The organism is Pseudomonas sp. UBA1879, from assembly GCF_002338065.1.
GTDB lineage: Bacteria > Pseudomonadota > Gammaproteobacteria > Pseudomonadales > Pseudomonadaceae > Aquipseudomonas.
Genome location: NZ_DDHJ01000007.1, coordinates 4,127 through 30,807, shown reverse-complemented (window position 1 = coordinate 30,807; position 26,681 = coordinate 4,127). Strand labels below are relative to the sequence as shown.

The window sequence follows — 26,681 nt, the reverse complement described above, 5'->3', positions numbered from 1 at the left end:
AGATGGAACGGGTATACATCGGCATGGGCAGCAATCTCGCTGACCCTGCCGAGCAATTGCGTGAAGCGATCAAGGCGCTGGGCCAATTGCCCGAGACCACGCTGTCAGGCGTTTCCTCTTTTTACGTAAGCGATTCGTTGCTGCCCGGTCAGCCGCGCTACACCAACGCCGTCGCGGCCCTCGACACCGCGCTGGCTCCCCTGGCGCTACTGGATGCCCTTCAGGGGATCGAGAACGGTCAAGGCCGCGAACGTCTTGAGCGCTGGGGGCCGAGAACACTGGATCTGGACATTCTGCTGTTTGGAGAGCGCTCGATCGACGAACCTCGCCTGAAAGTCCCGCACTATCACATGCACGCCCGCGCGTTCGTGCTGTATCCACTGGCAGAGCTGGCGCCTGGGATCACCTTCGCCGATGGTCGTTCGCTGGATGATTTGCTGGCCGCATGCCCGTTCGAAGGGCTTGAGCGCATTCCGGGCTGAAGCACAGATACGAGCAGTAGGAGCGCGCTTGCCCGCGAATGCGGTGTGTCAGACGCTGTAATGGCACTGACGCACTGCAATCGCGGGCAAGCGCGCTCCTACACAGGTATCGGCATTTTCACCACTCAGGCCCATCAGCCGTTTCCCTCCGGTAACATCCCCGCGCCACCCGGTAACACCTGGAATTGACTTCCCGCCCCCTCCTCACGAAGATAAGCGTCCCAAAGCCGGACGACCGGCTTGCCAGGTGCCAGACAGGTCTTTTCAAACATCGCGAAACGACGATGTGCCTGCGTTTGCAGAATGAATCACGCGTTGCTCGCCGTAGTATTCACCGCGCCTGAACGAGGACTTTTTACATGCCAGATATCACCGTGACGTCCTTGCTGGGCCTGAAGCAGAAGGGTGAAAAAATCACCATGCTCACGGCTTACGACGCGACTTTCGCCCATGCGGCGTCTCAGTCGGGCGTTGAAATTTTGCTGGTGGGCGACTCGCTGGGCATGGTCTTGCAGGGTCATGACAGCACCCTCCCCGTCACTACCGCCGAGATGGCCTATCACGTGGCCAGCGTCAAACGGGGCAATCAGGGCGCCATGATCCTCGCCGATTTGCCGTTCATGTCCTACGCCACCCCGGAACAACTGTTCGCCAACAGTGCGATGCTCATGCAGGCCGGGGCGCACATGCTCAAGATCGAAGGCGCGGGCTGGTTGGCCGACTCCATTCGTGTGTTGGCCGAACGGGGCATTCCAGTGTGTGCGCACATGGGCCTGACGCCGCAGACCGTCAACGTCCTGGGCGGCTATAAAGTGCAGGGTCGTCAGGAGGCGCAAGCACGGCAGATTCGTGCCGACGCCATCGCGTTGGAACAGGCCGGTGCCGCCATGCTGTTGCTGGAATGCGTTCCGAGCGAGCTGGCGCAGGAAATCACGCAGGCCGTGAAGATTCCGGTCATCGGGATTGGCGCGGGCAGCGCGGTCGACGGCCAGGTGCTGGTGCTGCACGACATGCTTGGCCTGTCCATCAGCGGTCGCGTGCCGAAGTTCGTGAGGAACTTCATGCTCGGTCAGCCCGACATTCAATCGGCCATCGCCGCGTACGTCAGCGCTGTCAAAAACGTCAGCTTTCCGGCCCCAGAACACGGATTTTCGGCATGAACACTGTAAAAACCGTGCGTGAACTGCGCGCCGCCGTGGCACGCGCCCGCAGTGAAGGCAAACGCATCGCGCTGGTCCCGACCATGGGCAACTTGCACAGCGGCCACACTGCGCTGGTCACCAAAGCCGCCCAGCGGGCGGACTTCGTGGTCGCGAGCATTTTCGTCAACCCGCTGCAGTTCGGCCCCAACGAAGACCTGGCCACTTACCCGCGCACTCTCGCGGCCGATCAGGAGAAGCTGCTGCAAGCCGGTTGCCATCTGCTGTTCACGCCAACGGTCGAAGAAATGTACCCCCACGGCATGGCCGATCAAACCATCGTCCGCGTGCCCGTGGTCTCCGAAGGCCTGTGTGGCGGCAGTCGCCCGGGCCACTTCGACGGTGTGTCTACGGTGGTCAGCAAACTGTTCAACATGGCGCAGCCCGACATCGCAATCTTCGGCCAGAAAGACTTTCAGCAACTGGCCGTGGTCAACGCCTTGGTGCGTGACCTGAACATGCCGATCCAGATCATTGGCGAGCCCACGGTTCGCGCCGCTGATGGCCTGGCGCTGTCTTCGCGCAACGGCTACCTGACCGAAGCACAGCGCGCCACCGCCCCGACGCTGTACCGTGTCCTCAAGCAGATCGGCGACGCCCTCCTCGCGGGCGAGCAAGACCACGAACGGTTACTCGCCGATGGCAAGAAAGCGCTGGAAGACGCCGGCTTCCGTCTGGACTACCTTGAGATTCGCCAGGCCGTCACACTGCGCCCCGCGGCAGCGGAGGATCAGGATCTCGTGGTGCTGGGTGCCGCATTTCTGGGTAAGACGCGCCTGATCGACAATCTGCATTTGAGCAAAGTGCCTTAAAGGCGATGGTCTCGGGATTCGCAACTATGCTCAGTCCCGGAACGCTTGATGAAACTTCAGCCCGCGCAGGCTCTATCTGGCAGCGGGCAATGAACTTAGCCACACCCGCAATGCCATACCGGTACAGGTCGCCCCACTGGGGCGGCACTACCTTGTGAGAAAAAGTACCGAGCAAAGGTAAAGCGAGGCGCAGACATCGGCGCGTCCGGGCATTAGGCTTCGGAGAACGCATGCATTCGACCCGCCCCTGGCTTTTCAATGTCCAAAAGGCAGTTCAAGTACAAGGAAACCCGCAGCGATGGCGTACTACCGCACCCCTCATGACGTCACCACCCTGCCCGCCTGGCAGGCGCTCACCGATCACCGCAAAGCGATGCAGAACTTCAGCATGCGTGATGCGTTCAACGAAGACCCGAAGCGTTTCGACGAATTCACCCTCAGCAGCAGCGGGCTGTTTCTCGACTACTCGAAAAACCTGATCACTTCCGAAACGCGTCAGCTGTTGGTCAATCTGGCCAATGAAGTGGGCCTGAAAGACGCGATCAAAGCGCAATACGACGGCGAGTTGGTGAATGCTTCAGAAGGTCGTCCGGCTTTGCACACAGCGCTGCGTCGCCCGGTCGGCGACAAGCTGCAGGTCAACGGTGTCAACGTGATGCCGGAAGTGCACAAAGTGCTGAACCAGATGACTGATCTGGTGGGGCGCATCCACGACGGCCTGTGGCGTGGCTACACCGAAAAACCGATCACTGACATCGTCAACATCGGCATCGGCGGCTCGTTCCTGGGCCCGGAGCTGGTCTCCGAAGCGCTGTTGTCCTACGCGCAAAAAGGCGTTCGCTGCCATTACCTGGCGAACATCGACGGCACTGAACTGCACGAGCTGACCAGCAAACTGCGCGCTGAAACGACGCTGTTCATCGTGTCGTCGAAAACCTTCACCACCCTCGAAACCTTGAAGAATGCCACCGCAGCCCGCGCCTGGTACCTGGCCCAAGGCGGTTCTGAGGCCGAGCTGCATCGCCACTTCATCGCCGTGTCGAGCAACAACGCTGCGGCTGTAGCGTTCGGCATTCGCGAAGAGAACATCTTCCCAATGTGGGACTGGGTGGGCGGTCGTTACTCGCTGTGGTCGGCCATTGGTTTGCCGATCGCGCTGGCCATCGGCATGTCCAACTTCAAGGAGCTGCTGTCCGGTGCGTACACCATGGACCAGCACTTCCAGAACGCGTCTTTCGAACAGAACATGCCCGTGCTGCTGGGCCTCTTGGGGGTGTGGTACGGCAACTTCTGGGGCGCGCAGAGCCACGCGATCCTGCCGTACGACCACTACCTGCGCAACATCACCAAACACTTGCAACAACTGGACATGGAGTCCAACGGCAAGAGCGTTCGCCAGGACGGCGTGCCGGTGAATATCGACACCGGGCCTGTGATCTGGGGTGGCGTGGGGGCCAATGGTCAGCATGCGTATCACCAGTTGCTGCACCAGGGCACCCTGCTGATTCCGGCGGACTTCATCGTGCCGATCGTCAGCTTCAACCCGGTCTCCGATCACCATCAGTGGCTGTACGCCAACTGCCTGTCGCAGAGCCAGGCGCTGATGCAGGGCAAGACCCGTGCTGAAGCCGAAGCCGAGCTACGCGCCAAGGGCATGCCCGAAGAAGAAGTGCAGCGGGTCGCGCCGCACAAGGTCATCCCCGGCAACCGTCCCAGCAACACCATCGTCGTCGAGCGCATCAGCCCGCGTCGTTTGGGTGCGCTGGTCGCGATGTACGAACACAAGGTCTTCGTTCAGAGCGTGGTCTGGGGCACCAACGCCTTCGACCAATGGGGCGTCGAGTTGGGCAAGGAACTGGGCAAGGGCGTGTACAGCCGCCTCGTTGGCACGGAAGAGAGCGTGGCCGAAGATGCGTCCACTCAAGGCCTGATCAACTACTTCCGCGGTCGCCACCGCGGCTGATTCAGTTGTAAGGCAACACGTCAAAACCCGCTCCCTCGCAAGAGGCGGCGGGTTTTGTGTTTTTGGTTCATTGCGTCTGGCCGAACTGAACCCGACACGTCTGAACCGCGCCGACACAATCGACTCTGATGTCCTATTGTGGCTACACACCCTCACAAGAAAAACAGGAGACGCCATGTTCAATATCAGCGATTTCCCACACGCCGACGCGACGCGAAAAGCCGCTCAACTCAGTGCCGATGACTACAAGCGTCTGTACCGGCAATCCATCGAACAGCCCGACGCCTTCTGGGCCGAACAGGCAAAAAAATTCCTTCACTGGTTCTCGCCGTGGGACCAGGTACAGCAATCCGATCTCAAGACCGGCAGCGCGCAGTGGTTCAAAGGCGGCACGCTGAACGTCAGTTACAACTGTATCGACCGCCACCTGGAGAAGCGTGGCGACCAGGTCGCGATCATTTGGGAGGGCGACAACCCTTCAGAGTCCGCGGAAATCACCTACAAGAAGCTGCACCACAACGTCGCCCGCCTGGCGAATGTGCTGAAGCAGCGCGGGGTGAAAAAAGGCGATCGGGTGTGCATCTACATGCCGATGATTCCGGAAGCGGCTTACGCAATGCTCGCCTGTACCCGCATCGGCGCGATTCATTCGGTGGTGTTTGGCGGTTTTTCCCCGGACGCCCTGCGCGACCGAATCCTCGATGCCGATTGCCAGACCGTGATCACGGCGGATGAAGGCGTGCGCGGCGGCAAATACATCCCGCTGAAACAGAACGTCGACAAGGCCCTGCGAAGCTGTCCGAATGTCAGCACCGTGCTGGTAGTCAAGCGCACCGAGGGCGAGGTCGATTGGGTCGAAGGGCGCGACATCTGGTACCACGAAGCCCTGCACGGCATCAGCGATGACTGCCCGCCCGAGCCAATGGACGCCGAGGATCCATTGTTCATCCTCTACACCTCCGGCAGCACCGGCAAACCCAAGGGCGTGCTGCACACCACTGGCGGCTATCTGCTGCAAGCGGCGATGACGCATCAGCACGTGTTCGACTACCGCGATGGGGAGATTTTCTGGTGCTCCGCCGACGTCGGTTGGGTCACCGGTCACACCTACATCGTCTATGGGCCCCTGGCCAACGGCGCCACCACGCTGATTTTCGAAGGCGTGTCCAATTACCCGGACTCATCGCGCTTCTGGCAGGTGATCGATAAGCACCACGTCAACATTTTCTACACCGCTCCTACGGCGTTGCGCGCGCTGATGCGTGAGGGGCCGAAACCGCTTGAGAATACTAGCCGTGACAGCCTGCGAATTCTTGGCACGGTCGGTGAGCCCATCAATCCCGAAGCGTGGGAATGGTATTTCCATAAAGTCGGAAAAGACCGCTGCCCTATCGTCGACACGTGGTGGCAGACCGAGACCGGCGGCACCATGCTCACCCCGCTGATCAGCACCACCCCGCTGAAACCGGGCTGTGCGACCCAGCCGATGTTTGGCGTGCAGCCGGTGTTGCTTGACGACAAAGGCAATGAGCTGGAAGGCGCCACCAGCGGCCTGTTGGCGATCAAGGCCAGTTGGCCGGGGCAGATTCGCGGCGTGTACGGCGACCAGCAACGCATGGTGGAGACTTACTTCAAGCCGTATCCGGGTTATTACTTCACGGGTGACGGGGCGCGTCGGGATCAGGACGGGCATTACTGGATCACCGGCCGCGTCGACGACGTGATCAACGTCTCCGGGCATCGCATTGGCACTGCGGAGGTCGAAAGCGCGCTGGTGCTGCATGACAACGTGGCCGAGGCCGCGGTGGTGGGGTATCCCCATGACGTGAAAGGCATGGCGATCTATGCGTACGTGACCACCATGGCCGGCATCGAACCGGATAACGCGTTGCAGAAGGAATTGCTGGCGCTGGTCAGCAAGGAAATTGGCAGCTTCGCCAAACCGGAGTTGATTCAGTGGGCCCCGGCGTTGCCGAAAACCCGTTCGGGGAAGATCATGCGGCGCATTCTGCGCAAGATCGCCTGCAACGAGATCGACAGCCTGGGGGATATTTCGACCCTGGCGGATTCGAGTGTCGTCGAAGGGTTGATCGAGAAGCGCCTGAACCGATAAAGGGAGCGTGGCTTGTCCTGCGATCTGGGGGAACCCGTCGTGAAACCACTACACGCGTTGTGTCAGGTGCACTCCGGTTGCAGGTTTGACTGCCGTTCCGGCAGATCGCGGGACAAGCCACGCTCCTACAGGTATCGGCATTTCATCTTTCGATTGGACACCCCATGGAATTCATCCGCACCCGCATCGAAAACCAGGTCATGAGCATGACTGGCCTGGCCCTGGGTCAATTGGACATGGAAAACCCCAAAGGCGACCCCGGTCTGTTTGGCCCGCAAGCGGTGTGCTGGCAGGTGCATGGCGATTTTCCAAGCATGCTGATCGGCGGCATCTGCGCATTGATGCTGCAAATGCTCCACCCTCGCGTGCTGGCGGGGGTCTGGGACCATTCCAATTTTCGTGAAGACCTGCTCGGCCGACTGCGCAGGACCGGGCAATTCATTTCCGGCACGACCTTCGGTTCGACCCACGACGCCAACTGGCTGATCGACAGGGTGCTGACCATTCATGCGCAGATCAGCGGGACGGCGCCGGATGGCAGCCCGTACAGAGCCGATGACCCGCAATTGCTGACGTGGGTGCATGTGGCGGAGGTCAGCAGTTTCATGGCTGCGCATCTGCGCTATCTCAATCCCGTTCTATCGCTTGAGGATCAGGACCGCTATTACGCCGAAACCGCACGCGTTGCCGAACGCTTGGGCGCGCGAGACATTCCGCGTTCGGCGGCGGAAATCGACGCTTACTTGCAACGAATGCACCCGCAACTGCTGTGTGATGACCGCGCGCGGGAGGTGTTTCGCATCCTGCGCAATGCCCCCGCGCCGAGCCGACTGGCCAAACCGATGGGCAGCCTGATGATGCAGGCCGGGGTTGAGCTGCTGCCGGAATGGGCAAGCGGGATGTTCGACCTTCAGATGGGCGAGTTCAAGCGCAAGATGATCCGCGTCGGGGTCAACCGCACCGCCCCGATCCTGAGATGGGCCGTGCGCAATGCCTCGGTGCATCGGGCGCGGCGCAGGATGGGGGTGGTGTGAGATCAGCATCGGCGCCTGTGGGAATGAATTGCCGCTGAAACGGCAGGCAAAACATTTCAATGACCTGACGTCCGCCATCGTGAGCAACCTCACGCCCACAGGTGACTGCCGGGCCTCGATCATCACTCGGCGTTGGGCTTTGCTGCCGCTTCGCGCCAGATCGCGAGCAAGCTCACTCCTACAGCGGATCGCATCTCCCTGTAGGCGTGAGCTCGCTCACGAAAGGGCTGGTACATGTAAAACATTCCAATGACCTGACGTCCGCCATCGTGAGCAAGCTCACGCCCACAGGCGACTGCCGGGCCTCGATCATCACTCGGCGTTGGGCTTTGCTGCCGCTTCGCGCCAGATCGCGAGCAAGCTCACTCCTACAGCGGATCGCATCTCCCTGTAGGCGTGAGGTTGTCCAAATGCTGCAGTTAAATGGCATTCCCTGTAGGAGTGAGCTTGCTCGCGAGGGGCCCGTACGGCCGGTGCGAAGCTCGCGGGACGGCGCGCGCTGAAAAGGTGGCGCAAGCGAGAAAACGCTTAAATTACCACCGTCATTCATGCCACCATGTGCCCCCTTGATGACCCGGCCACGAATGGCTTGCTTCAGCCTTGTCCCAATGTCCGGGCCCAACACCCACACCTGTGAGGATTCGCACCATGCAAGACGTCGTAATCGTTGCCGCCACCCGCACCGCGGTCGGCAGTTTCCAGGGTTCGCTGGCGAATGTCCCTGCTGTTGATTTGGGGGCGGCGGTGATTCGTCAGTTGCTGGCGCAGACCGGTCTGGACCCTGCGCAGGTCGACGAAGTGATCATGGGCCAAGTGCTGACGGCTGGCGCTGGCCAGAACCCGGCGCGTCAGGCGTCGATCAAGGCCGGACTGCCGTTCGCCGTGCCTGCGATGACGCTGAACAAGGTCTGCGGCTCGGGCCTTAAAGCGCTTCACCTGGGTACACAAGCAATCCGTTGTGGCGATGCCGACGTGATCATCGCCGGCGGTCAGGAGAGCATGAGTCTGGCCAACTACGTGATGCCGGGCGCGCGCACCGGTCTGCGTATGGGCCACGCAACCATGGTCGACACCATGATCAGCGACGGCCTGTGGGACGCGTTCAACGACTACCACATGGGCATCACTGCCGAGAACCTGTCGGAAAAATACGGCATCAGCCGTGAGGCACAAGACGCCTTCGCCGCCGCCTCGCAACAGAAAGCCGCTGCGGCCATCGAAGCCGGGCGTTTTGTCGACGAGATCACCCCGATCCTGATCCCTCAGCGCAAAGGCGACCCTGTTTCCTTCGCCACCGACGAACAGCCCCGTGCAGGCACCACGGCCGAATCTCTGGCCAGACTCAAACCTGCCTTCAAGAAAGACGGCACGGTGACCGCCGGTAACGCGTCGTCGCTGAACGATGGCGCCGCTGCCGTGATCCTGATGAGCGCGAAGAAGGCTGAAGCGCTGGGCCTGCCGGTGCTGGCGCGCATCGCGGCTTACGCCAACGCCGGTGTCGACCCGGCAATCATGGGCATCGGCCCGGTCAGCGCGACTCGCCGTTGCCTGGACAAAGCCGGCTGGTCGCTGGACGAGCTGGACTTGATCGAAGCCAACGAAGCCTTCGCCGCGCAATCGCTGTCGGTGGGCAAAGAGCTGGGTTGGGATATGGACAAGGTCAACGTCAACGGCGGCGCGATTGCCATCGGCCACCCGATCGGAGCGTCGGGCTGCCGCGTGCTGGTGACGCTGCTGCATGAAATGATCAAGCGCGATGCGAAGAAAGGCCTGGCGACCCTGTGCATCGGTGGCGGTCAGGGTGTGGCACTGGCACTGGCGCGGTAATACAGCATACAAAGCCCGCTTCTGCCCGGACGGCGTAGGAGCGTGGCTTGTCCCGCGATCTGCCGGGCACCGGCAGCAAAATCAGGCGTATTCGTTGTGTCAGGTACACCGAAGTAACCGAGTTTGCTGCCGCTTCGCGCCAGATCGCGGGACAAGCCACGCTCCTACGGCCAGAATCAAAAGCAATCCGTGTTGATCGTTCCCCCGCCCCGCGTGGGAATTCAGCCCTGGACGCTTAGCGTCCCCGCGCGCGCGACGCGGAGCGCCAAAGAATGCGTGCCCACGCAGAGCGTGGGCACGATCGCCGCCTCCGTTGCCGTCCTTGAATCACTGCCAACCGAACCGCTTCACATAGAACCCTTTCACCGCCTGGGTCAGCCCCACGTATGCCAGCAGAATCAGCGGCAGGATGACGAAGTACAGCGGTGGCAGTGCCTGCAGTTTGAAGTAGTGCGCCAGCGGTCCCATCGGCAGGAAGATGCCCACGGCCATGATCACTCCGGTCATCACCATCAACGGCATGGCCGCGCGGCTTTGCAGGAACGGGATTTTCGGCGTGCGGATCATGTGCACGATCAACGTCTGAGTCAGCAGCCCCACCACGAACCAGCCGGACTGGAACAGCGTCTGATGTTCTGGCGTGTTGGCGCCGAACACGTACCACATCACCGCAAAGGTGGTGATGTCGAAGATCGAACTGATCGGCCCGAAAAACACCATGAAACGCCCCACGTCCGCCGGCTGCCAACGTTGCGGTTTTTTCAGCAATTCCTCGTCGACGTTATCGAACGGAATGGCGATCTGGGAAATGTCGTACAGCAGGTTTTGCACCAGCAGGTGCATCGGCAGCATCGGCAGGAACGGGATGAACGCGCTGGCCACCAACACCGAGAACACATTTCCGAAATTGGAGCTGGCCGTCATCTTGATGTACTTGAGCATGTTGGCGAAGGTGCGACGCCCCTCCAGCACGCCCTCCTCCAACACCATCAGGCTCTTTTCCAGGAGGATGATGTCGGCGGCTTCCTTGGCGATGTCCACCGCGCTGTCCACCGAAATGCCGATATCCGCCGTGCGCAGCGCTGGCGCATCGTTGATGCCATCGCCCATGAACCCCACGACATGGCCGTTGGCCTTGAGCAGCCGCACGATGCGTTCTTTGTGCGATGGCGTCAGTTTGGCGAAGACGTTGGTGGTTTCCACGGCGACCGCTAATTCTGCGTCGCTCATGCGTTCAACGTCGCCGCCCAGCAACAGGCCCTGACGCTCCAGCCCCACCTCACGGCAGATCTTCGCCGTCACGCGTTCGTTGTCACCGGTCAGCACTTTCACGGCCACGCCATGTTCGGCCAAGGCTTTCAGCGCAGGCGCGGTGCTTTCCTTGGGCGGATCGAGGAAAGCCACATAACCGATCAGGGTCAGGTCGCATTCATCCGCCAGGCCATAGCTATCCCGCCCTTTCTGCATGGATCGGGCAGCCACCGCGACCACGCGCAGGCCTTCTTCGTTGAACTCCGCCGTGACCCGCAGGATGCGCGTCAGCAATTCCGGGGTCAGCGCTTCATCCACTTCGCCGTGGCGCACGCGATTGCACACCCCCAAGACTTCTTCCAGCGCACCCTTGCAGATCAGCAGATGGGGCTGTTCTTGCTCCTGCACCACCACCGACATGCGCCGCCGATTGAAGTCGAACGGCACTTCATCGACCTTGCTGAAGGCTGTGCCGACTTGCAGCTCGCGGTGGATTTCCACGTGTTCCAGCACCGCCACGTCCAACAGGTTTTTCAGCCCGGTCTGGTAGTAGCTGTTCAAATACGCCATTTCCAGTACGTCATCGGACTCATCGCCCCACACGTCCACATGGCGGGCCAGGAAAATTTTGTCCTGCGTCAGCGTTCCGGTTTTGTCGGTGCACAGCACGTCCATGGCGCCGAAGTTCTGGATCGCGTCGAGACGTTTGACGATGACTTTCTTGCGCGACAGGAACACCGCGCCTTTGGCCAACGTCGAGGTGACGATCATCGGCAGCATTTCCGGGGTCAGGCCCACGGCGATGGACAGCGCGAACAGCAGCGCCTCCATCCAGTCGCCCTTGGTGAAACCATTGATGAACAGCACCAGTGGGGCCATGACGAACATGAAGCGGATCAACAGCCAACTGACCTTGTTGACCCCGGCCTGAAACGAGGTGGGCGCGCGATCTGTGGCGCTGACGCGTTGAGCCAGGGCACCGAAATAGGTGTGATTGCCGGTGGCCAGAATCACCCCGGTGGCGGCGCCGGACACCACATTGGTGCCCATGAACAGGATGTTTTCCAGGTCCAGCGGGTTGCCCGTGTCGACCTCCTGACGGCGAGCGAATTTCTCTACGGGCATCGATTCCCCGGTCATCGCGGCCTGGCTGACGAACAGATCCTTGGCGCTGAGCACGCGGCAGTCGGCGGGGATCATGTCGCCGGCCGAGAGCACGATCAGGTCACCCGGCACAAGTTGTTTGATCGGCAGTTCGATGCGCCCGGATTTGCCGTCTACCCGACGCAGCACCGTGGCGGTGTTGCTGACCATCGCCTTGAGTGCGTCTGCGGCTTGGTTGGAGCGGGTCTCCTGCCAGAAGCGCAGCAGGGTCGAAAGCACCACCATGGAGAAGATCACGGTGGCGGCCTTCATGTCCTCGGTCAGCCAAGAGATGAACGCCAGCAGGGTCAGCAGCAGGTTGAACGGGTTTTTGTAGCAGTGCCACAGATGCACCCACCCTGGCAGCGGCTGTTCGTGTTCGACTTCGTTGAGGCCGTGCTGTTGGCGCAACAAGGTTGCTTCGTCTTCACTCAGGCCGTCGTGATGGGTACGCAGGCGTGCGAGCAATTCAGGCACATCGCTGCCGGCGCCACGGGTGAGGGTTTGTGCCAGGGTGGGCGGGACTTCGCGGCTGACGGTGGCGTCGGTCAGGCTGTCGAGCATCGCCAGCCGACGGAAGTGCCGGGCGAAGTGGCGAGTGCGCAGGAAGCCTGCGAAGAACTCTTTGAGAAGGGCGAACTTCATGACGGTGTCCCCTGAATTGAGGGCTTACGGCTCATGGAGATTCAGGAGGCACAGCCAAGTGCACTGCGCGACGCTCAGGCGTGAACGGCGCACAACGGTCAGCCCGCACGACCGAAAGAACGGCGCACGGCGCTTGGGCGTCAGGGAAAGGACAGGAAAAAGATTCGCCCGCCGTTTCTCGCGTTTGTCAGCGAGAAACGGCAGCGTAAAGACTGCGCGTTAGCTCGCCGAGGATTGGCCGGTCATCGGAACCGGCTGACGTCTGTCACTCGAACAAGTACCCACTGTGGGTCTCCGCATCTGTTGAAAACGGGCGAAGAATACGCCCGGCCTTTATGAGAGTAAACGGCCATTACAGCGCCTGCCGAGACAATTGCGCGGGGATTCAGGGAAGGTTCAGGAAGGGTGTTTCCTACAGCCGATACGGTGATTGTGCGGGAGGCATCTCGTTGGGATGAAAGACGCTTCAGCACGGCTGATGGAGCCCCCCTGTAGGAGCGTGGCTTGTCCCGCGATCGGCGATTGAGTCGTTGCGAACCGGCTAACGAGGTATGTAACTTTCGCTCGGGTTTGACGACGGGTTCCCCGCCGATCGCGGGACAAGCCACGCTCCTACAATGGACCACACCCTCCGGGCCCGACACGGACAGCATGGTGGGAGCCGGCTTGCTGGCGAAAGCGTCGTATCAGTCGCCATCGCGCTGTCAGGAAGGATGCATTCGCCAGCAAGCCGGCTCCCACAGAGGTGCGCGATTACCGGACAGATACGTGCCGGCTGCAACACTGCCATTGGCCGAACTGTTAAACTCGCGCGCCCAATTCCTGCCCCAAGGCGCCGAGCATGTCCTCCTTGAATCAGGCGCTCAGCGTCGCCCTCGACAATCGCCAATCCTTACTGGCCGAGCTTCATGCCCAAGGCACCGACTGCTATCGCCTGTTCCACGGCAGTCAGGAAGGCGCGAGCGGCTTGACCCTTGACCGCTACGGCCCGCAACTGCTGGTCCAAAGCTTCCACAACAGCCTGGACCGGGATTCGCTGCTGGCTGCCCATGCGCTGGTCAACGCCCGATTGGGCCTGGACCTGTTGCTGGTCTACAACGACCGGTCTCACGGCAACTCGCGCATCGATCGTACAGACGCCGTGTACAAAGCCGACGACGCCGCGCTGGACGATCTCATCGGCCACGAATGGGGGTTGAATTACCGGGTGCGCGGTCGTCACGCAGGCCAGGACCCGCTGCTGTTTCTTGATCTGCGCAACACGCGCGGCTGGGTGAAAACCCACGCCATGGGCAAAAGCGTGTTGAACCTGTTCGCTTACACTTGCGGCGTCGGCCTGAGTGCAGCAGCAGGCGGGGCGCGGGAGGTGTGCAATCTGGATTTCGCCGAAGGCAATCTGGCGGTCGGTCGGGAGAACGGCGCGCTGAACCCGCAGTTGCCGGACATGCAATTCATCCAGTCGGACTATTTCCCGGCCATTCGTCAATTGGCCGGCCTGCCGATTGCTTCCCGCCGTGGTCAGAAACTCCCCAGCTACGTGCGTCTGGAACAACGTCAATTCGACCTTGTCCTGCTGGACCCGCCCGCGTGGGCGAAAAGCGCGTTCGGCACCGTTGACCTGCTGCGCGACTACCAGAGCCTGCTCAAACCCGCTCTGCTGACCACCGCGGAAAACGGCGTGCTGATCTGCTGCAACAACCTGGCAAAAGTCAGCATGGAAGACTGGCGCGAGCAGGTGCTGCGTTGCGCCAATAAACTCGGCCGACCTGTACGCGAGTGGCAGGTGATGACGCCGGGCGCCGATTTTCCGTCGATGGATCAACAGCCCCCGCTCAAGACCTTGATCTTGCAACTGTGAATACGCACGAGCTGTAGGGAAGTTTCCTACAAGGAATGCAGCGCCGCGACTTCGGAACCAGATTGGCGTGCCATACTCAAAGGCACCTCATATCGAGAGAGTTGGCGACTACATGCCCAAAGGATTGAAACGCGCCATCGGCGCCTTGCTGGCCGTCTTCGCGATCTACAGTTTGCTGGGGTTTCTCATCCTGCCCGGCATCGCGCTGCGGGTGATCAACCAGCAACTGGCGAACTACGCCACGGTGCCGACCCAGCTGGATCGTCTCGAACTCAACCCCTACACCCTCGAAGTCACACTGTGGGGCCTGCGCATCGGCGCGCCGGGCAAAGAACAAATCGGTTTCGAACGGTTATACGCCAACCTGCAAATCGACAGCCTGTGGACAAAAGCCCTGCACCTCGAAGCAGTGGCGCTCGACAAACCCAAGACCGAATTGCTGTTCTCCAAAGACGGCAAGCTCAATCTGGCCGGTCTGTTCAAGCTGCCGCCGAGCGAGCCTGCGAAACCTGACGAACCGCCGAGCAAGCCCTTTCCGCTGCGCATCGGCGAAATCAAGCTGTCCGACGGCTACGTGCATTTCCAGGACAACCGCCCCAGCGAGCCCATCGAATTCCTCTACGACACCCTCAATTTCGAGCTGAAGAACCTCAGCACCCTGCCCGAAGACAATGCCGACATGACCCTCGTCGCCGCAGGCCCCGAAGGCGGTCAGATCGATTGGGTCGGGCGCATCAGCTTGGTGCCGATCACCTCCGAAGGCACGCTGAAAGTCACCGACGGCAAGATGAAAGTCTGGTGGCCGTACGTGCGGGACGCCCTTCCTCTGGTGCTCAAGGACGGCGTGCTTAACCTCAGTACTCACTACACGCTGAACCTGGCCAAGGAAACCGAACTGCGGCTGGACCAGACCTCACTCAAGGTTGCGCCGTTTGCCATCGACGCGCCGGACGGCCGCCCGTTGGTGCGTCTGAAAAATCTGGAGGTCAGCGACACGGCGATCGACTTGGCCAAGCAATTGGTCACCGTCGGAAAGATCCGCAGTCAGGGTCTGGAAACCTGGGCGTCGAGAGAGGCCGATGGTCAGCTCGACTGGCAAAAGTTGTTCGCCAGCCAGCCATCGAAGACTGCGCAGAAAAAAGCCGAGGTCGAGAAGCAGCAACCCGCCACAGCCACGGGCGCCGAGACCACCGCCAGCAAAGCGCCCGCCGCGCCGAGCAAGCCATGGCAGGTGCTGTTGCGTGACACGCAACTGCGCGACTACCGCATTCACCTGGCCGACAAAGTGCCGAAAGAGCCGGTCGCGCTGGAAGTGGGTCCGCTCAATCTGGACCTGACCGGCTTCGACAGCCTCAACAAATCGCCTTTCAACCTCAAGCTCGACACCGGGCTGGGCAAACAGGGCAAGCTGACGGCAGAAGGCGAGGTCAATCTCGACCCGGTGCGGGCCAAACTGAATGTCACCACCCGCGACATCGACCTGCGCGTCGCGCAGTCCTACGTCACGCCGTTCATTCGTCTTGAAGTGCGCAGTGGCATGCTCAACAGCGATCTGGCCGTTGACCTTAAGAGCACCGAGCCCTTGGCGTTGGGCATCACCGGCAAGGCTCAGGTCGACCAATTGCACACGCTAGACACCCTCAAATCTCGGGACTTCGTGAAGTGGCAGCGGTTGAATGTCGAAGGCGTGAATTTCCAGCTCGGCGACAGCCTGAGCATTGCGACGGTCAACCTCGAACAGCCCTATGCGCGTTTCGTGATCGCCGATGACCGCACCACCAACATCGACGACCTGCTGATTGCGCAGCCAGACGAAACCGCGCCTGCCGGCTCCAAAACCGAGGCGAAGCCTGCGCCGAAACCGAAAACCGCCACTGCCGACAAGCCCATGGGCATTCACATCGGCGAGGTCAATATCAATAACGGCTCGGCCAACTTCGCCGACTTCAGCCTCACGCCGAACTTTGCGACGGCGGTCCAGCAGCTCAACGGTAAGATTGGCACCCTCGACAACCGGCAGGACAAACCGGCCCCGGTGAACATTCAGGGCAAGGTCGATCGCTATGCGCCGGTCACCATCAAAGGTGCGCTCAACCCGTTCAACCCATTGGCGAGCCTCGACATCGCCACCAGCTTCAAGCGCGTCGAACTGACGACGCTGACGCCCTATTCCGGCAAGTTCGCGGGCTATCGCATTCGCAAGGGTCGGCTGAATCTGGACCTGCATTACCTGATCACCAAAGGTCAGCTCAAGGCCGAAAACAAAGTGGTGGTTGAGCAGTTGCAGCTGGGTGAAAAAGTCGACAGCCCGGATGCCGTGAACCTGCCGCTGAAGCTGGCAATTGCCCTGCTCAAGGATGTCGACGGCAAGATATCCATCGAGCTGCCTGTGACGGGTGACCTGAACAACCCGCAGTTCAGCGTGATGCCGATTGTCTGGCAGACCCTGCGCAATCTCGTGGTCAAGGCCGCTGCAGCGCCGTTCAAATTCATCGGCGGTCTGATCAGCGGCGGTAGCTCGCAAGACCTGGGCACTGTGGCCTTTGCCCCCGGTTCGGATGACCTGAGCGCCGACGCGCAAGCCTCGCTGGACAAACTGGCCGCTGCTTTGAAAGAGCGCCCTGCCCTGCGCCTGGAAATTGAAGGCACCAGCGCCGAGGCCAGCGACGGCCCGCTGATTGCACAGCAGCGTCTGGAGCGCGAATACCAAAGCACCTACTACAAGATCCTGCAGCGGCGCGGTGACAAGGTGCCGGCGCAGGCAGGCGATCTGAAAGTGCCCGACGACGAGAAAGGCCCGATGCTCGACGGCATCTACCGCACGCGCCTGAAACAGCAGCCGCCTGCGCAATGGGTCGATCTGGGCAAGGAAGAGCGGCAGAACAAGCTGCGCGAGGCGGTCCTCAAATCCTGGAGCTCCAGCGCCCTGCTGCTGCGTCAACTGGGGCAGGCCCGCGCCAGCAGCATCAAGGACTATCTGGTGGACAAGGGACAATTGGCGGATGATCGGGTCTATTTCGTGGACGCTTCCCTCGGTCAGCCCGAGAAAGACGGCCGCGTCATCAGCCCCCTGCATCTGGACAGCGAGTAACGACTTTTGAAGAGTGTGTTCACCAGGGCCCTGGCCATCCTAGGGCTGACGGCATTGAGCGGTTTAAGCCAGGCCGATACGTTGCGTTGTGGCAGTCAATTGATCAGCGTCGGTGATCGGATGTTCGAGGTGCAGCAGAAATGCGGCCAACCGGTCAGCCAGGACATCATCGGCTACAAGGAAACCGTCAACCACTTCCGCCAGGTCGATCAGGTGCAGGTGCAGGAATGGGTGTACGGCCCGAACAGCGGCATGTATCAGTACCTACGATTCGAAGGTGGGCGGTTGGTGCGGATCGATAGCAAGCGGAGGAATTGATCAGCCAGTACTCAGCCCGTTTTTGATTCGGGACTGAGGGACCGTGGGAAATTCTATGCTCGCTGGCAAACCGCATTCGCCAGCAAGCCGGCTCCCACAAACAACGATCATTTCAGAATCTTTTTCAAATCCTGAACTGCTTCACCAACCCGCCCAACCGATCCCCCAATGCGGTCAGGCTGCGCGCGGTGTAGGCGCCGCTTTGCGCGTCGTCGGCCACGCTGTCCACGGATTGGGCGATCTGGGTCATGCTGCGGGCGATCTCTTCGGCCACGGCGGTCTGCTCTTCCGACGCGCTGGCAATCTGCGCGTTCATGTCGTTGATGGTCTCGATCAATTGGCCGATCGCGTCCAATGACGTCCCCGCCTCATTCGCCAGCTCGCCGGTGGTCCGGCCGGTATCGCTGGACCGACTCATCGCCACCACCGCATCCTGAGCACCCCGTTGCAGTGAGGTGATCATGTCGTGGATTTCCTGCGTGCTTTGCTGCGTGCGGCTGGCCAGGGCGCGGACCTCGTCAGCCACCACCGCAAAGCCGCGACCGGCGTCCCCGGCACGCGCCGCTTCAATGGCCGCGTTGAGCGCGAGCAGGTTGGTCTGCTCGGCCACCGAACGAATTACATCGACCACTGTGGCAATGGACTGCACGTCCTTGCGCAGATGATCGAGGGACGAACTGCTCTCGCCGATTTCGCCAATCAACGCATGAATGCTGTCGATGCTCTTGTTCACCACGGTCTTGGCATCCAGGCCGACATCGCTGGTTTTGCGCGCCGCTTGAGAAGCCCCCTGGGCGCTGATCGAAACCTGATGCGCCGCCGAAGACATCTCATGAATGGCCGTGGCGACCTGATCGGTTTCCTGACGCTGACGCCCCATGGCCTGCTCGGAACGCTCGGCCTGAGCCGACATGTCGTTGACCAGGCCGTTGAGCTGGCCGGTCATTTCGGCGATCTGACGCACCAGGCCGTGAATCTTCTCGACGAACAGGTTGAAGGACTTCGCCAACGCGCCCAGCTCATCGTTGCCGCTCTCCGGCAAACGGCGAGTGAGATCGCCATCTCCGGCAGCAATGTCGTCCAGGTTCTGTTTGATCACCAGCACAGGTTTGACCAGCCCGTTGCCGAAGAACACGCCGATCAGCGCGACGATGATCAACAGCACCGCAACGACGGCCACGATAAGCGCCGCCGAGGAACCGATGCGGCCTTGGGTCGAGGCCTCGATGGCGGCGACTTGCAGGTCGATGTCGTCGAGGTTGGCCTGGGTGCCGAACGCCAGGTCCCATTTCGCCAGGTAGTTGGTGTAACCCAGTTTAGGGATTGGCTTGTCGCTGCCCGGCGTTGGCCAGTCGTAACGGAAGAAATGGCTGCCGTCTTTGGCCTTGTCTACCAGACCGCGGATCACGAAGACGCCATTGGCGTCCTTGGCATCGGAGAAGTTCTTGCCGATGTCCACGTCCTTGTCGGCCCAGAACACTCGCACGTACTGCGAGTTGTAGCCGAAGAAGTAGCTGGCTTTATCGTACTGAAGGTTTTTCAGCACCTTCAGAGCACGATCCCTTGCCTCCATGTCACCCGGCGCCGAGGCATCGTAGATCGGCTTGATCGCCGCTTCACCGATCTGTTGATAGTTCTTCAACGACAGCTTGCGTTCTTCGAGCAACAGCGAGTGGGTCTGTTCGACCTCTTGGGTGGCGAGCTTTTGCAGAACCACCCAGGTGATGCAACTGATGACAGCAGCCAATAGAAGGCTCGGAATGATGGCAAGCAGAATGACCTTGCGGCGTAGATTCAGCGTCACGACGGCGTCCTTGTGTGCGGAAATATCATTTTTTTCAATGATAAAGAGATGGCCATCCGCAGAAGCGGCGGCCGTCTAAATGAAGGGTTCAGATAACCGTATCGCTGAATTGGCGCAGATCTTTAGGGGATGGGAGAGATAAATTACAGGCGCAATATGCTTGAAGCCCAACAGGATTGACGGGGGTGATGGAAGGATCAACCGTATCGATTTGATCGATGTGTTAGCGGGATAACTTGCGTTCGAAGTGAAAGACTGAATACCGCCTGTGGCCGGGAGCTCGCTCAACGAAGAAGCCCGTACATTCACAGAACTCCAGCGAGCTCACGCCCACAGTGATCAGAATCCGATCAGCCAATCAACGCTCGTGCAGGGCCTCGGCACGGGCTTTGAGGACGGGCTTGAGCAGGTAGCTGAGGATGCTCTTTTTGCCGGTGATGATGTCTACCGAGGCGACCATGCCAGGGATGATCAGCAGCGGATGCTCATCGGTGCCGAGGTGGCTGCGGTCGGTGCGCAACTTGATGACGTAGAAGGTGTTCTTCTTCTCTTCATCCTGAATGGTGTCGGCGCCGATCTGTTCCAGTTTGCCTTTAAGACCGCCATAGATGGTGTAGTCGTAGGCCGTGAATTTGATCATGGCTTCTTGACCGGGGTGCAGAAACGCAATGTCTTGCGGACGAATCCGGGCTTCCACCAGCAGGGTGTCGTCCAGCGGCACGACTTCGGCGATGTCGCTGCCCGGCTGGATCACGCCGCCGACGGTATTCACCAGCATCTGCTTGACGATGCCGCGCACAGGCGAAGTGACCATTGTACGGTTGACCCGGTCTTCCAGGCCTTTGGCGGTGGACTGGGCCTTGGCAAGATTGGTCCGCGCCTCGTTCAGTTGGGTCAACGCGTCGCTGCGGAACTTGCCGCGGGTTTCGTCGATCTTGCGCTGCACTTCGGCAATCGCCGCTTGCGCGCGGGGGATGGCCAGGCTGGTGCCGTCCAGTTGACCGCGGGTTTCTACCTCGGAACGTTTCAAGCGCAGGATGTCCACCGGCGAAACCGCGCCCTGCGCCACCAACGGCTCGGACATGCCGATCTCCTGACGCAGCAGGTTCAGGCTGTTGCGGTACTGCTCCTGCTTGGAGCCGAATTCACGCAGCTCTTGCTGACGCTGAATCAGCTGTTGCTGCAAACCGCCAATCTCATCCGCCAACTGCTGCCGCCGGCTCTTATAAAGAGACTCTTCGTTGGTGGCCTGATGCGGGGCCGACTTACGCGCTTCAGGACTGATATTCAACGGGCGGTCCTCGACCTCCGCGCTCAGACGCTCGACGCGCAGCTCCATGGCCACCCGGTCTGCCTCGGTTTCGCCGACGTTGGAGGCAAACCGGGTGTCGTCCAGACGAATCAAAGGCGCGCCCGCGTCGACCACCTGGCCGTCATGGGCATAAATCTCAGCGACGATGCCGCCTTCCAGGTTCTGGACCTTCTGCACTTTGGTCGACGGAATGGCCTTGCCCTCGCCTTTGGTCACTTCGTCGATGACGGCAAAGTTGGCCCACAGTACCAGGAAGGTGAAGAACAGGATGACCGCCCAGATGGTCAGCCGGACGATGCGCGGCGCGTCGTCGACCAGGGCTTTTTCCACCTCGGGCATCGGCTGGCCTTCATAAGAAGGTGTGCCTTTGAAATAGCCGAAAAAGCCGCCGGAATTTGGACCCGATTTAAGCAACACTGATCTGCCCCTTCTTCAACGCTTCCATCACGGCGGCTTTCGGGCCGTCGGCAAGAATCTGGCCACGGTCGATCACCAGCAGGCGATCGACCAGCGAGAGCAGCGAGGCCCGGTGGGTGACAAGAATCACGGTCTTGTTCTCGATGACGGCTTGCAGACGCTGCTTCAGGCGCTCCTCGCCAGTGTTGTCCATGGCACTGGTGGGTTCGTCCAGCAGCAGAATCGGCGGGTCGAGCAATAGAGCTCGAGCCAGTGCCACGTTCTGACGCTGCCCCCCGGACAGGTTCTGCCCACGCTCGCCCACTTGCAGTTCGTAGCCCTGAGGGTGCAGACGGGCAAACTCATGGACACCGGCCAGCTCGGCGGCTTGCAGCACCATTTCGTCATCGACGTAACGCGCGCCCGACACCAGATTGTCGCGAAGCGAGCCGGCCAACAACTGAATGTCTTGCGCGACATAACCGATGTTATGGCGTAGCTCGCTGACGTCGATCTGGCGAATGTCTACGCCATCGACCAACAGCGAGCCTTCATCCGGCTGATACAGCCCCACCAGCAACTTGGCCAGCGAGCTTTTGCCCGAACCGCTGCGGCCGATGATGCCGATCTTCTCGCCGGGGCGAACCACCAGGTTGATGTTTTTCAGCGCAAGGTTCTGTTGATTCGGGTAGGTGAATTCGAGGTTGCGAAATTCCATAGCGCCCTGCAGCACCTGACGGCTGAGAGGGCGCTCGTCGAAGTTGCGCTCCTGCGGCAGCTCCATCATTTGATCCACGGAGACCATCGTCACCTTGGCTTGCTGATAGCGGGTGAGCAGCCCCGCGAGCGCCGCCAAGGGGCCGAGGGCGCGGCCACTGAGCATGTAGCACGCCACCAGACCGCCCATGCTGAGGTTGCCGTCGATGATCATGTACACGCCAAAACAGATCATCGCCACGCCAGCCAGTTGCTGGATCAGCAGCGTGATGTTCATCGCCAGGCCGGACAGAATTTTGACCCGCAGCTCAAGACGGCTGAGGGTGCCGATCGTGTGTTCCCAGTGATACTGGCGCTCGCTTTCGGCGTTGTTGACCTTGACCGCGTCCAGCCCGGACAGGGTTTCGATCAGGCTCGACTGACGCTCTGCGCCCAGCGCCATGGTGCGTTCGAGGGTCGCGGTCAACGGCTTCTGCAACAAGTGGCCGATGCCCAGCGCCAGCGGGAACGCGACCACGGGAATCCACACCAGATGCCCGCCCAGCAGCGCAATCACCAACAGAATGATGAGGGTGAACGGCAGGTCGATCAGGCTGGTCAGGGTCAGCGACGTCAGAAAGTCGCGCATGCCCTGAAATTCATGAATGTTCTGCGCGAAGCTACCGACCCGGGCCGGACGAAACTTCATCGCCATGCCGACGATCCGCTCGAACAGCGTCGCGGAAATAATCAGATCGGTTTTTTTGCCGGCAAGGTCCAGGCACAGACTGCGCAGACCCTTGAGCAACAGGTCGAACAGGTACGCGCCGCAGATACCGGTGGCCAGTACCCACAGGGTCGCAGTGGCCTGGTTTGGTACGACGCGGTCGTAGACATTCATCACGAACAGAGGTGCGGCCAGTGCGATCAGGTTGATCACGAAGCTGGCAGCGATCGCATCGGCATACAGCCAGCGCGACAGCTTGAGGGTGTCTTTGAACCAGGAGCGCGCCCGAGGAATGAGCGAGCCTTTGGTCACGTCAAATTTATGTTGCGGCTGTGCGAAGAAGACCTTGCCAGCGTAGTCCTTTGCCAGCACGTCGCGCTCGACACGGACTTCGCCGCCGTCGCTTTCGCTGATCAACAGACGCGCCAGGTCGCCTTCCCAACCGAGCAACACCGCGCTGCGGCCTTCTTTGAGCAGCACCATGGCGGGCAGGGCAATTGCCGGAATCTGTTCCAACTTGCGCACCAGCAAACGCCCCTGCAAACCGGCACGGGCCGCTGCGCGCGGCAGCAAATCCGGGCTTAAACGCTGGTCCGGCAAGGGCAATCCGGTGGTCAGCATCGCCCGGCTCGCCGGTTTGTGATGCAGGGCGCAGAGTGTCAGCAGGCCGTCGAGCAAGGGGTCATCATGCTGGCTGCGGGGATCATGACCTAATCGAGCCGAAGGTAATTCCAAATCCACGCTGACACTCTCTTTCGTTAAGCAATTAAAAGAAGCTGGACCCTAACGGAAGCGCGTTCCGTCAAGAATCAGTTCATCCCCGGCAATTTGACCGTCGGTTTTATATCGTTCTGCACAACCGATGCCAGCGGCGCAACGACGCCCTGACTTTTCAGCAAGGTGCCCATGCCGGCCTGAATCCGATATTGGGTGTAGGTTTTCAGGCTTTGCAGCTGCACCAGGCGCTGCTGCGCGGTGAACAGTTCGTTCTCGCTGTCGAGAAGGTCGAGCAAGGTACGCTCACCCAGACTGAATTGCTGCTGGTACGACGTCCGCACGCTGGTGGCCCGGTCGACGTACTGCTGCGCGATCGGCACCTGCGCGTTAGCGTTGCTGAAGGCGTTCCAGGCCAGGCCCAATTCTTCGTTCAGCTGGCGCAGGGCGTTGTTGCGGATGTCCAGTGCCTGCGAGGTCTGATAGGACTTGGAGGTCAAGTCAGCCTTGTTGCTGCCACCGGCGTACAGGTTGAACTGCATGCGCACCATGGCTTCCCAGCCGTTATTGTGGCCCAGGTCGCCACCGACGTTGTCATCGGCATTGCGGCCCAGCTCGGCGTCAAAACGCGGATAGAACGTGGACTTCGCAGTGGCGTACTGCTTCTCGGCAGCGGCGATGTCGGATTCAGCCGAACGCAGCACCGGGCTGTTGTCCAGCATCTGGCGACGCGCTTCGTCCAGCGTCGCAGGCATCAGTGCGAACGGCGCCGGTTTCTCCAGTTGATCGGGCATGTCACCGACCGCGCTGAGGAAGTTGGTCTGGGCGTCCGCCAGGTTGGTCTGTTCGGTGATCAGGTTGTTACGCGCTTGTGCCAAACGGGCGTCGGCCTGGTCCATGTCGGCCATGCGACCCACACCGCGGCTCGTGCGCAGTTTGATCTGGTCGTAGATACGCTCGTGGCTTTTCAGGTTTTCTTCCGCCAGACGCACCATCTCGCGTTGCGTCATGACATCGATATAAACCTGCGCCACGGTCAGTGCCGTTCGTTCGGAAGTGTTCAACAAAGAGTACGCCCGAGAATTGGCGGTGGCTTGTTGACGCCCAACTTCGTTACTTGTTTGAAAACCGTCAAACAGCATTTGCCGCAAACGCACACTTGACTCGCCGCGGTTGGAAGTTTGCCAGTGGTTATCGTTGCCCGTTGCGCGAGTGGTCGGGCTGTCGGTGCCGGCACGGCCATAACCCGCGAGCACATCGACACGGGGCAGGTAGCCGCCCTTGGCAGCGCGAACGTTGTAATCCTGCGCGATACGGGCGTTGACCCCGGCCTGTACCTCGGGATGCACGTCCATGGCCTTTTGCATGGCTTCTGGCAGGGTTTGTGCCTGTACGAAGCCGATTGAAAGAGCGAAGGGTACAGCGGTGAACAAAGGCAGGCGCATGCTCGTGACTTCCCGAAAACGGACTGGGTTCAAACACGGCAACAGGACGTCACCGTGTCGTACAGAAATGACCATTGATGTGAGGGTTATCGGAGGGTTCTGAGCACGCTTTAGGCGGTACCGCAGAATTTGTCGATGTCTTAAAATATCAATGTGACATTACGGGTGCGATTGTTTAGGATGGCGCGAAATAGGTCAATACTTTGGCGCGAAGTTAATTCAAAACCTGATAAGTAGCAGTTTGATATTTGACGTCAAATAAACATCACTAATGTAAACAGGTTGTTAGTGATTGAAGTTTCAGAAAACAAACATTCGGACCCCTTAAACCCTGCGCCCAGTGGCCGATAAGGGGAGGAGTCCACAGACGTAGATCCGGAGAGTCACCCCATGAGCAGTGTGGTTGCCATCGTCAAAAGCATTGTTGGCCAAGTAGTCGCAGTCTCCGCTGAAGGGATTCGTCGTGTACTCATTGAGGGTGACCGGCTGCTGGCCGGCGAACAGGTCCTGACAGGCCCGGAAGGTGCGGTCACGCTCGAACTGGCTGACGGCCGCCACCTGGATCTGGGTCGTGACACGCAGTGGAGTGCAGACACTCCCGCGTCCAGCGCTACCACCGACCTGGCAGAGGCCACCGCGCAAGCCGCGCCATCGGTTGCCGAACTGCAGCAAGCCATCGCTGCGGGCGCCGACCCGACCCAAGACCTCGAAGCCACCGCCGCTGGCCAGACCACCGGCAGCACCGACGGCGGCAACGCAGGAGGCGGCCACAGCGTGGTGATGCTGACTGAGACCGCTGGCGTGGTGGACCCGACCATTGGCTACCCGACCGCTCCGATCGGCGCGACGGCAAACAACGACTTCCAACGCAACGCCATCGACGACCCGTCCAATACCCGGACGCCGTCCACGCTCAGCCTCACCGGCACGCCGACCATCTCCGAAGCCGGTGGCGTTCTCGTTTACACCGCGACCCTGACCGTCGCGGCACAGTCGGCTGTGACCGTGACTTTGTCTAATGGCCAGCTCATTACCATCGAAGCAGGCCAGTTGAGCGGCAGCGTCAACGTGCCGATGACCAGCATCAACGATGTCTACATCAACCCAAGCCAGATCAGCACCACCGTCACCGGTACGACCGGGGGCGACGGCATTGCGATCACTATCGATCCGCAACCGGCCAACACCCAGGTGACGGACACCATCGATACCACCACGGTCAGCCTGGCTGCCGACGCCGCCGCCACCGAAGGCGGCCAGATCACCTACACCGCGACGTTGACCAACGCCGCGCAGACCGCCGTCACCGTGACCCTGTCCAACGGCGCGATCATCAACATCGCCGCCGGCCAGTCCGTGGGCACGATCAAAGTCGATGCCCCGGCCAACGATGTCTACAAGACCACTGCCACGGTCACTGCGACCATCACCGGCGCGTCGGGCGGCAACTTCGAACAACTGGCGATTGACGGCAAAGCCGCCTCGACCACCATCGTCGACTCCACCGACACCACTCGGGTGACCCTGAGTGCAAGCAGCACCGTTGCCGAAAACGGCACCATCACCTACACCGCCACAGTGTCCAACCCGGTGACCGGCTCGCCCGTGAGCGTCACTCTGGACAACGGTAAAACCATCACCATCGGCGTCGGCCAGAGCAGCGGTACCACCACCGCCGTCGCGACCAACGACGTTTATGTCGGTCACCCTGCAGTCACCGCGGCGATCACGGGTGTGAGCGGCGGCAACTACGAAAACCTGGCGTTCGCCACCACGCCGGTCAGCACCACCGTTACCGACGTGCGCGACACCACGCAGATCAGCATCTCCGGCCCTGCGGCGGTCACCGAA

General features: G+C 60.7%; 16 protein-coding genes. 11 read left to right on the top strand and 5 right to left on the bottom strand.

Annotated elements, in window-relative coordinates; genetic code table 11:
- Window positions 1–2: 2 nt before the first annotated feature.
- The 7 genes from folK (at window position 3) to B3N48_RS08700 (ending at window position 9,430) form a co-directional block, all read left to right on the top strand.
- Entirely contained in the window at window positions 3–482 is a 480-nt protein-coding gene (gene folK, locus B3N48_RS08730) for a 2-amino-4-hydroxy-6-hydroxymethyldihydropteridine diphosphokinase (protein ID WP_296182141.1), read from the top strand.
- Between the two features lie 359 nt (window positions 483–841).
- Window positions 842–1,642: a 3-methyl-2-oxobutanoate hydroxymethyltransferase gene (gene panB, locus B3N48_RS08725; protein WP_296182140.1), complete on the top strand. Its 801-nt coding sequence runs from the start codon at window positions 842–844 to the stop codon at window positions 1,640–1,642.
- Window positions 1,639–2,493 carry a pantoate--beta-alanine ligase gene (panC, locus tag B3N48_RS08720; protein ID WP_296182139.1) on the top strand — a complete coding sequence of 285 codons (855 nt, stop codon included), beginning with the start codon at window positions 1,639–1,641 and terminating at the stop codon, window positions 2,491–2,493. Before panB ends, panC begins: the two co-directional genes overlap by 4 nt.
- 298 nt (window positions 2,494–2,791) lie before the next feature.
- Window positions 2,792–4,456 (top strand): glucose-6-phosphate isomerase, encoded by a 1,665-nt coding sequence (gene pgi, locus B3N48_RS08715; RefSeq protein ID WP_296182138.1) that lies wholly within the window; start codon window positions 2,792–2,794, stop codon window positions 4,454–4,456.
- A 175-nt stretch (window positions 4,457–4,631) separates the two neighbouring features.
- On the top strand, window positions 4,632–6,569 hold the full coding sequence (gene acs, locus B3N48_RS08710; RefSeq protein WP_296182137.1) for an acetate--CoA ligase: 1,938 nt from the start codon (window positions 4,632–4,634) through the stop codon (window positions 6,567–6,569).
- Window positions 6,570–6,733: 164 nt separating this feature from the next.
- Window positions 6,734–7,603 carry an oxygenase MpaB family protein gene (locus B3N48_RS08705; RefSeq protein ID WP_296182135.1) on the top strand — a complete coding sequence of 290 codons (870 nt, stop codon included), beginning with the start codon at window positions 6,734–6,736 and terminating at the stop codon, window positions 7,601–7,603.
- 648 nt (window positions 7,604–8,251) lie between these two features.
- Window positions 8,252–9,430, top strand: a complete 1,179-nt coding sequence (locus B3N48_RS08700) for an acetyl-CoA C-acetyltransferase (protein WP_296182133.1) — start codon at window positions 8,252–8,254, stop codon at window positions 9,428–9,430.
- A gap of 327 nt (window positions 9,431–9,757) precedes the next feature.
- Here the strand turns inward: B3N48_RS08700 and mgtA are convergent, their stop codons facing one another.
- Window positions 9,758–12,469, bottom strand: a complete 2,712-nt coding sequence (mgtA, locus tag B3N48_RS08695; protein WP_296182132.1) for a magnesium-translocating P-type ATPase — start codon at window positions 12,467–12,469, stop codon at window positions 9,758–9,760.
- 841 nt (window positions 12,470–13,310) lie between these two features.
- On the opposite strand from mgtA, the gene B3N48_RS08690 reads away from it, so the two are divergent.
- The 3 genes from B3N48_RS08690 to B3N48_RS08680 all read left to right on the top strand — a co-directional run bounded on the left by B3N48_RS08690 (window position 13,311) and on the right by B3N48_RS08680 (window position 17,736).
- Window positions 13,311–14,327, top strand: a complete 1,017-nt coding sequence (locus B3N48_RS08690; RefSeq protein ID WP_296182130.1) for a class I SAM-dependent rRNA methyltransferase — start codon at window positions 13,311–13,313, stop codon at window positions 14,325–14,327.
- A 112-nt stretch (window positions 14,328–14,439) separates the two neighbouring features.
- The gene (locus tag B3N48_RS08685) at window positions 14,440–17,418 is read left to right on the top strand and encodes a DUF748 domain-containing protein (protein WP_296182128.1); all 2,979 of its coding nucleotides are present in this window, start codon (window positions 14,440–14,442) and stop codon (window positions 17,416–17,418) included.
- A gap of 15 nt (window positions 17,419–17,433) precedes the next feature.
- A complete protein-coding gene (locus tag B3N48_RS08680; RefSeq protein WP_414704214.1) occupies window positions 17,434–17,736 on the top strand; it encodes a DUF2845 domain-containing protein in 303 nt (100 codons plus the stop codon).
- Between the two features lie 124 nt (window positions 17,737–17,860).
- Here B3N48_RS08680 and B3N48_RS08675 read toward each other — a convergent pair whose 3' ends face one another.
- The 4 genes from B3N48_RS08675 to B3N48_RS08660 form a co-directional block, all read right to left on the bottom strand.
- Window positions 17,861–19,540 (bottom strand): methyl-accepting chemotaxis protein, encoded by a 1,680-nt coding sequence (locus B3N48_RS08675; protein ID WP_296182127.1) that lies wholly within the window; start codon window positions 19,538–19,540, stop codon window positions 17,861–17,863.
- Window positions 19,541–19,898: 358 nt separating this feature from the next.
- Window positions 19,899–21,269, bottom strand: coding sequence for an HlyD family type I secretion periplasmic adaptor subunit (locus tag B3N48_RS08670; protein ID WP_296182126.1), 1,371 nt, complete (start codon window positions 21,267–21,269; stop codon window positions 19,899–19,901).
- Window positions 21,259–23,412: a type I secretion system permease/ATPase gene (locus tag B3N48_RS08665; RefSeq protein ID WP_296182125.1), complete on the bottom strand. Its 2,154-nt coding sequence runs from the start codon at window positions 23,410–23,412 to the stop codon at window positions 21,259–21,261. Before B3N48_RS08665 ends, B3N48_RS08670 begins: the two co-directional genes overlap by 11 nt.
- 68 nt (window positions 23,413–23,480) lie before the next feature.
- Window positions 23,481–24,830: a TolC family outer membrane protein gene (locus B3N48_RS08660; protein WP_296182124.1), complete on the bottom strand. Its 1,350-nt coding sequence runs from the start codon at window positions 24,828–24,830 to the stop codon at window positions 23,481–23,483.
- A gap of 390 nt (window positions 24,831–25,220) precedes the next feature.
- Between B3N48_RS08660 and B3N48_RS08655 the strand changes: the two genes are divergently transcribed.
- A partial coding sequence (locus B3N48_RS08655) for a retention module-containing protein (protein ID WP_296182123.1) occupies window positions 25,221–26,681 on the top strand: 1,461 nt, incomplete at its 3' end.

Coding starts and splice junctions, on each gene's coding strand:
- folK (WP_296182141.1), top strand. CDS start 3: ATGGAACGGGTATACATCGGCATGGGCAGCAATCTCGCTGACCCTGCC.
- panB (WP_296182140.1), top strand. CDS start 842: ATGCCAGATATCACCGTGACGTCCTTGCTGGGCCTGAAGCAGAAGGGT.
- panC (WP_296182139.1), top strand. CDS start 1,639: ATGAACACTGTAAAAACCGTGCGTGAACTGCGCGCCGCCGTGGCACGC.
- pgi (WP_296182138.1), top strand. CDS start 2,792: ATGGCGTACTACCGCACCCCTCATGACGTCACCACCCTGCCCGCCTGG.
- acs (WP_296182137.1), top strand. CDS start 4,632: ATGTTCAATATCAGCGATTTCCCACACGCCGACGCGACGCGAAAAGCC.
- B3N48_RS08705 (WP_296182135.1), top strand. CDS start 6,734: ATGGAATTCATCCGCACCCGCATCGAAAACCAGGTCATGAGCATGACT.
- B3N48_RS08700 (WP_296182133.1), top strand. CDS start 8,252: ATGCAAGACGTCGTAATCGTTGCCGCCACCCGCACCGCGGTCGGCAGT.
- mgtA (WP_296182132.1), bottom strand. CDS start 12,469: ATGAAGTTCGCCCTTCTCAAAGAGTTCTTCGCAGGCTTCCTGCGCACT.
- B3N48_RS08690 (WP_296182130.1), top strand. CDS start 13,311: ATGTCCTCCTTGAATCAGGCGCTCAGCGTCGCCCTCGACAATCGCCAA.
- B3N48_RS08685 (WP_296182128.1), top strand. CDS start 14,440: ATGCCCAAAGGATTGAAACGCGCCATCGGCGCCTTGCTGGCCGTCTTC.
- B3N48_RS08660 (WP_296182124.1), bottom strand. CDS start 24,830: ATGCGCCTGCCTTTGTTCACCGCTGTACCCTTCGCTCTTTCAATCGGC.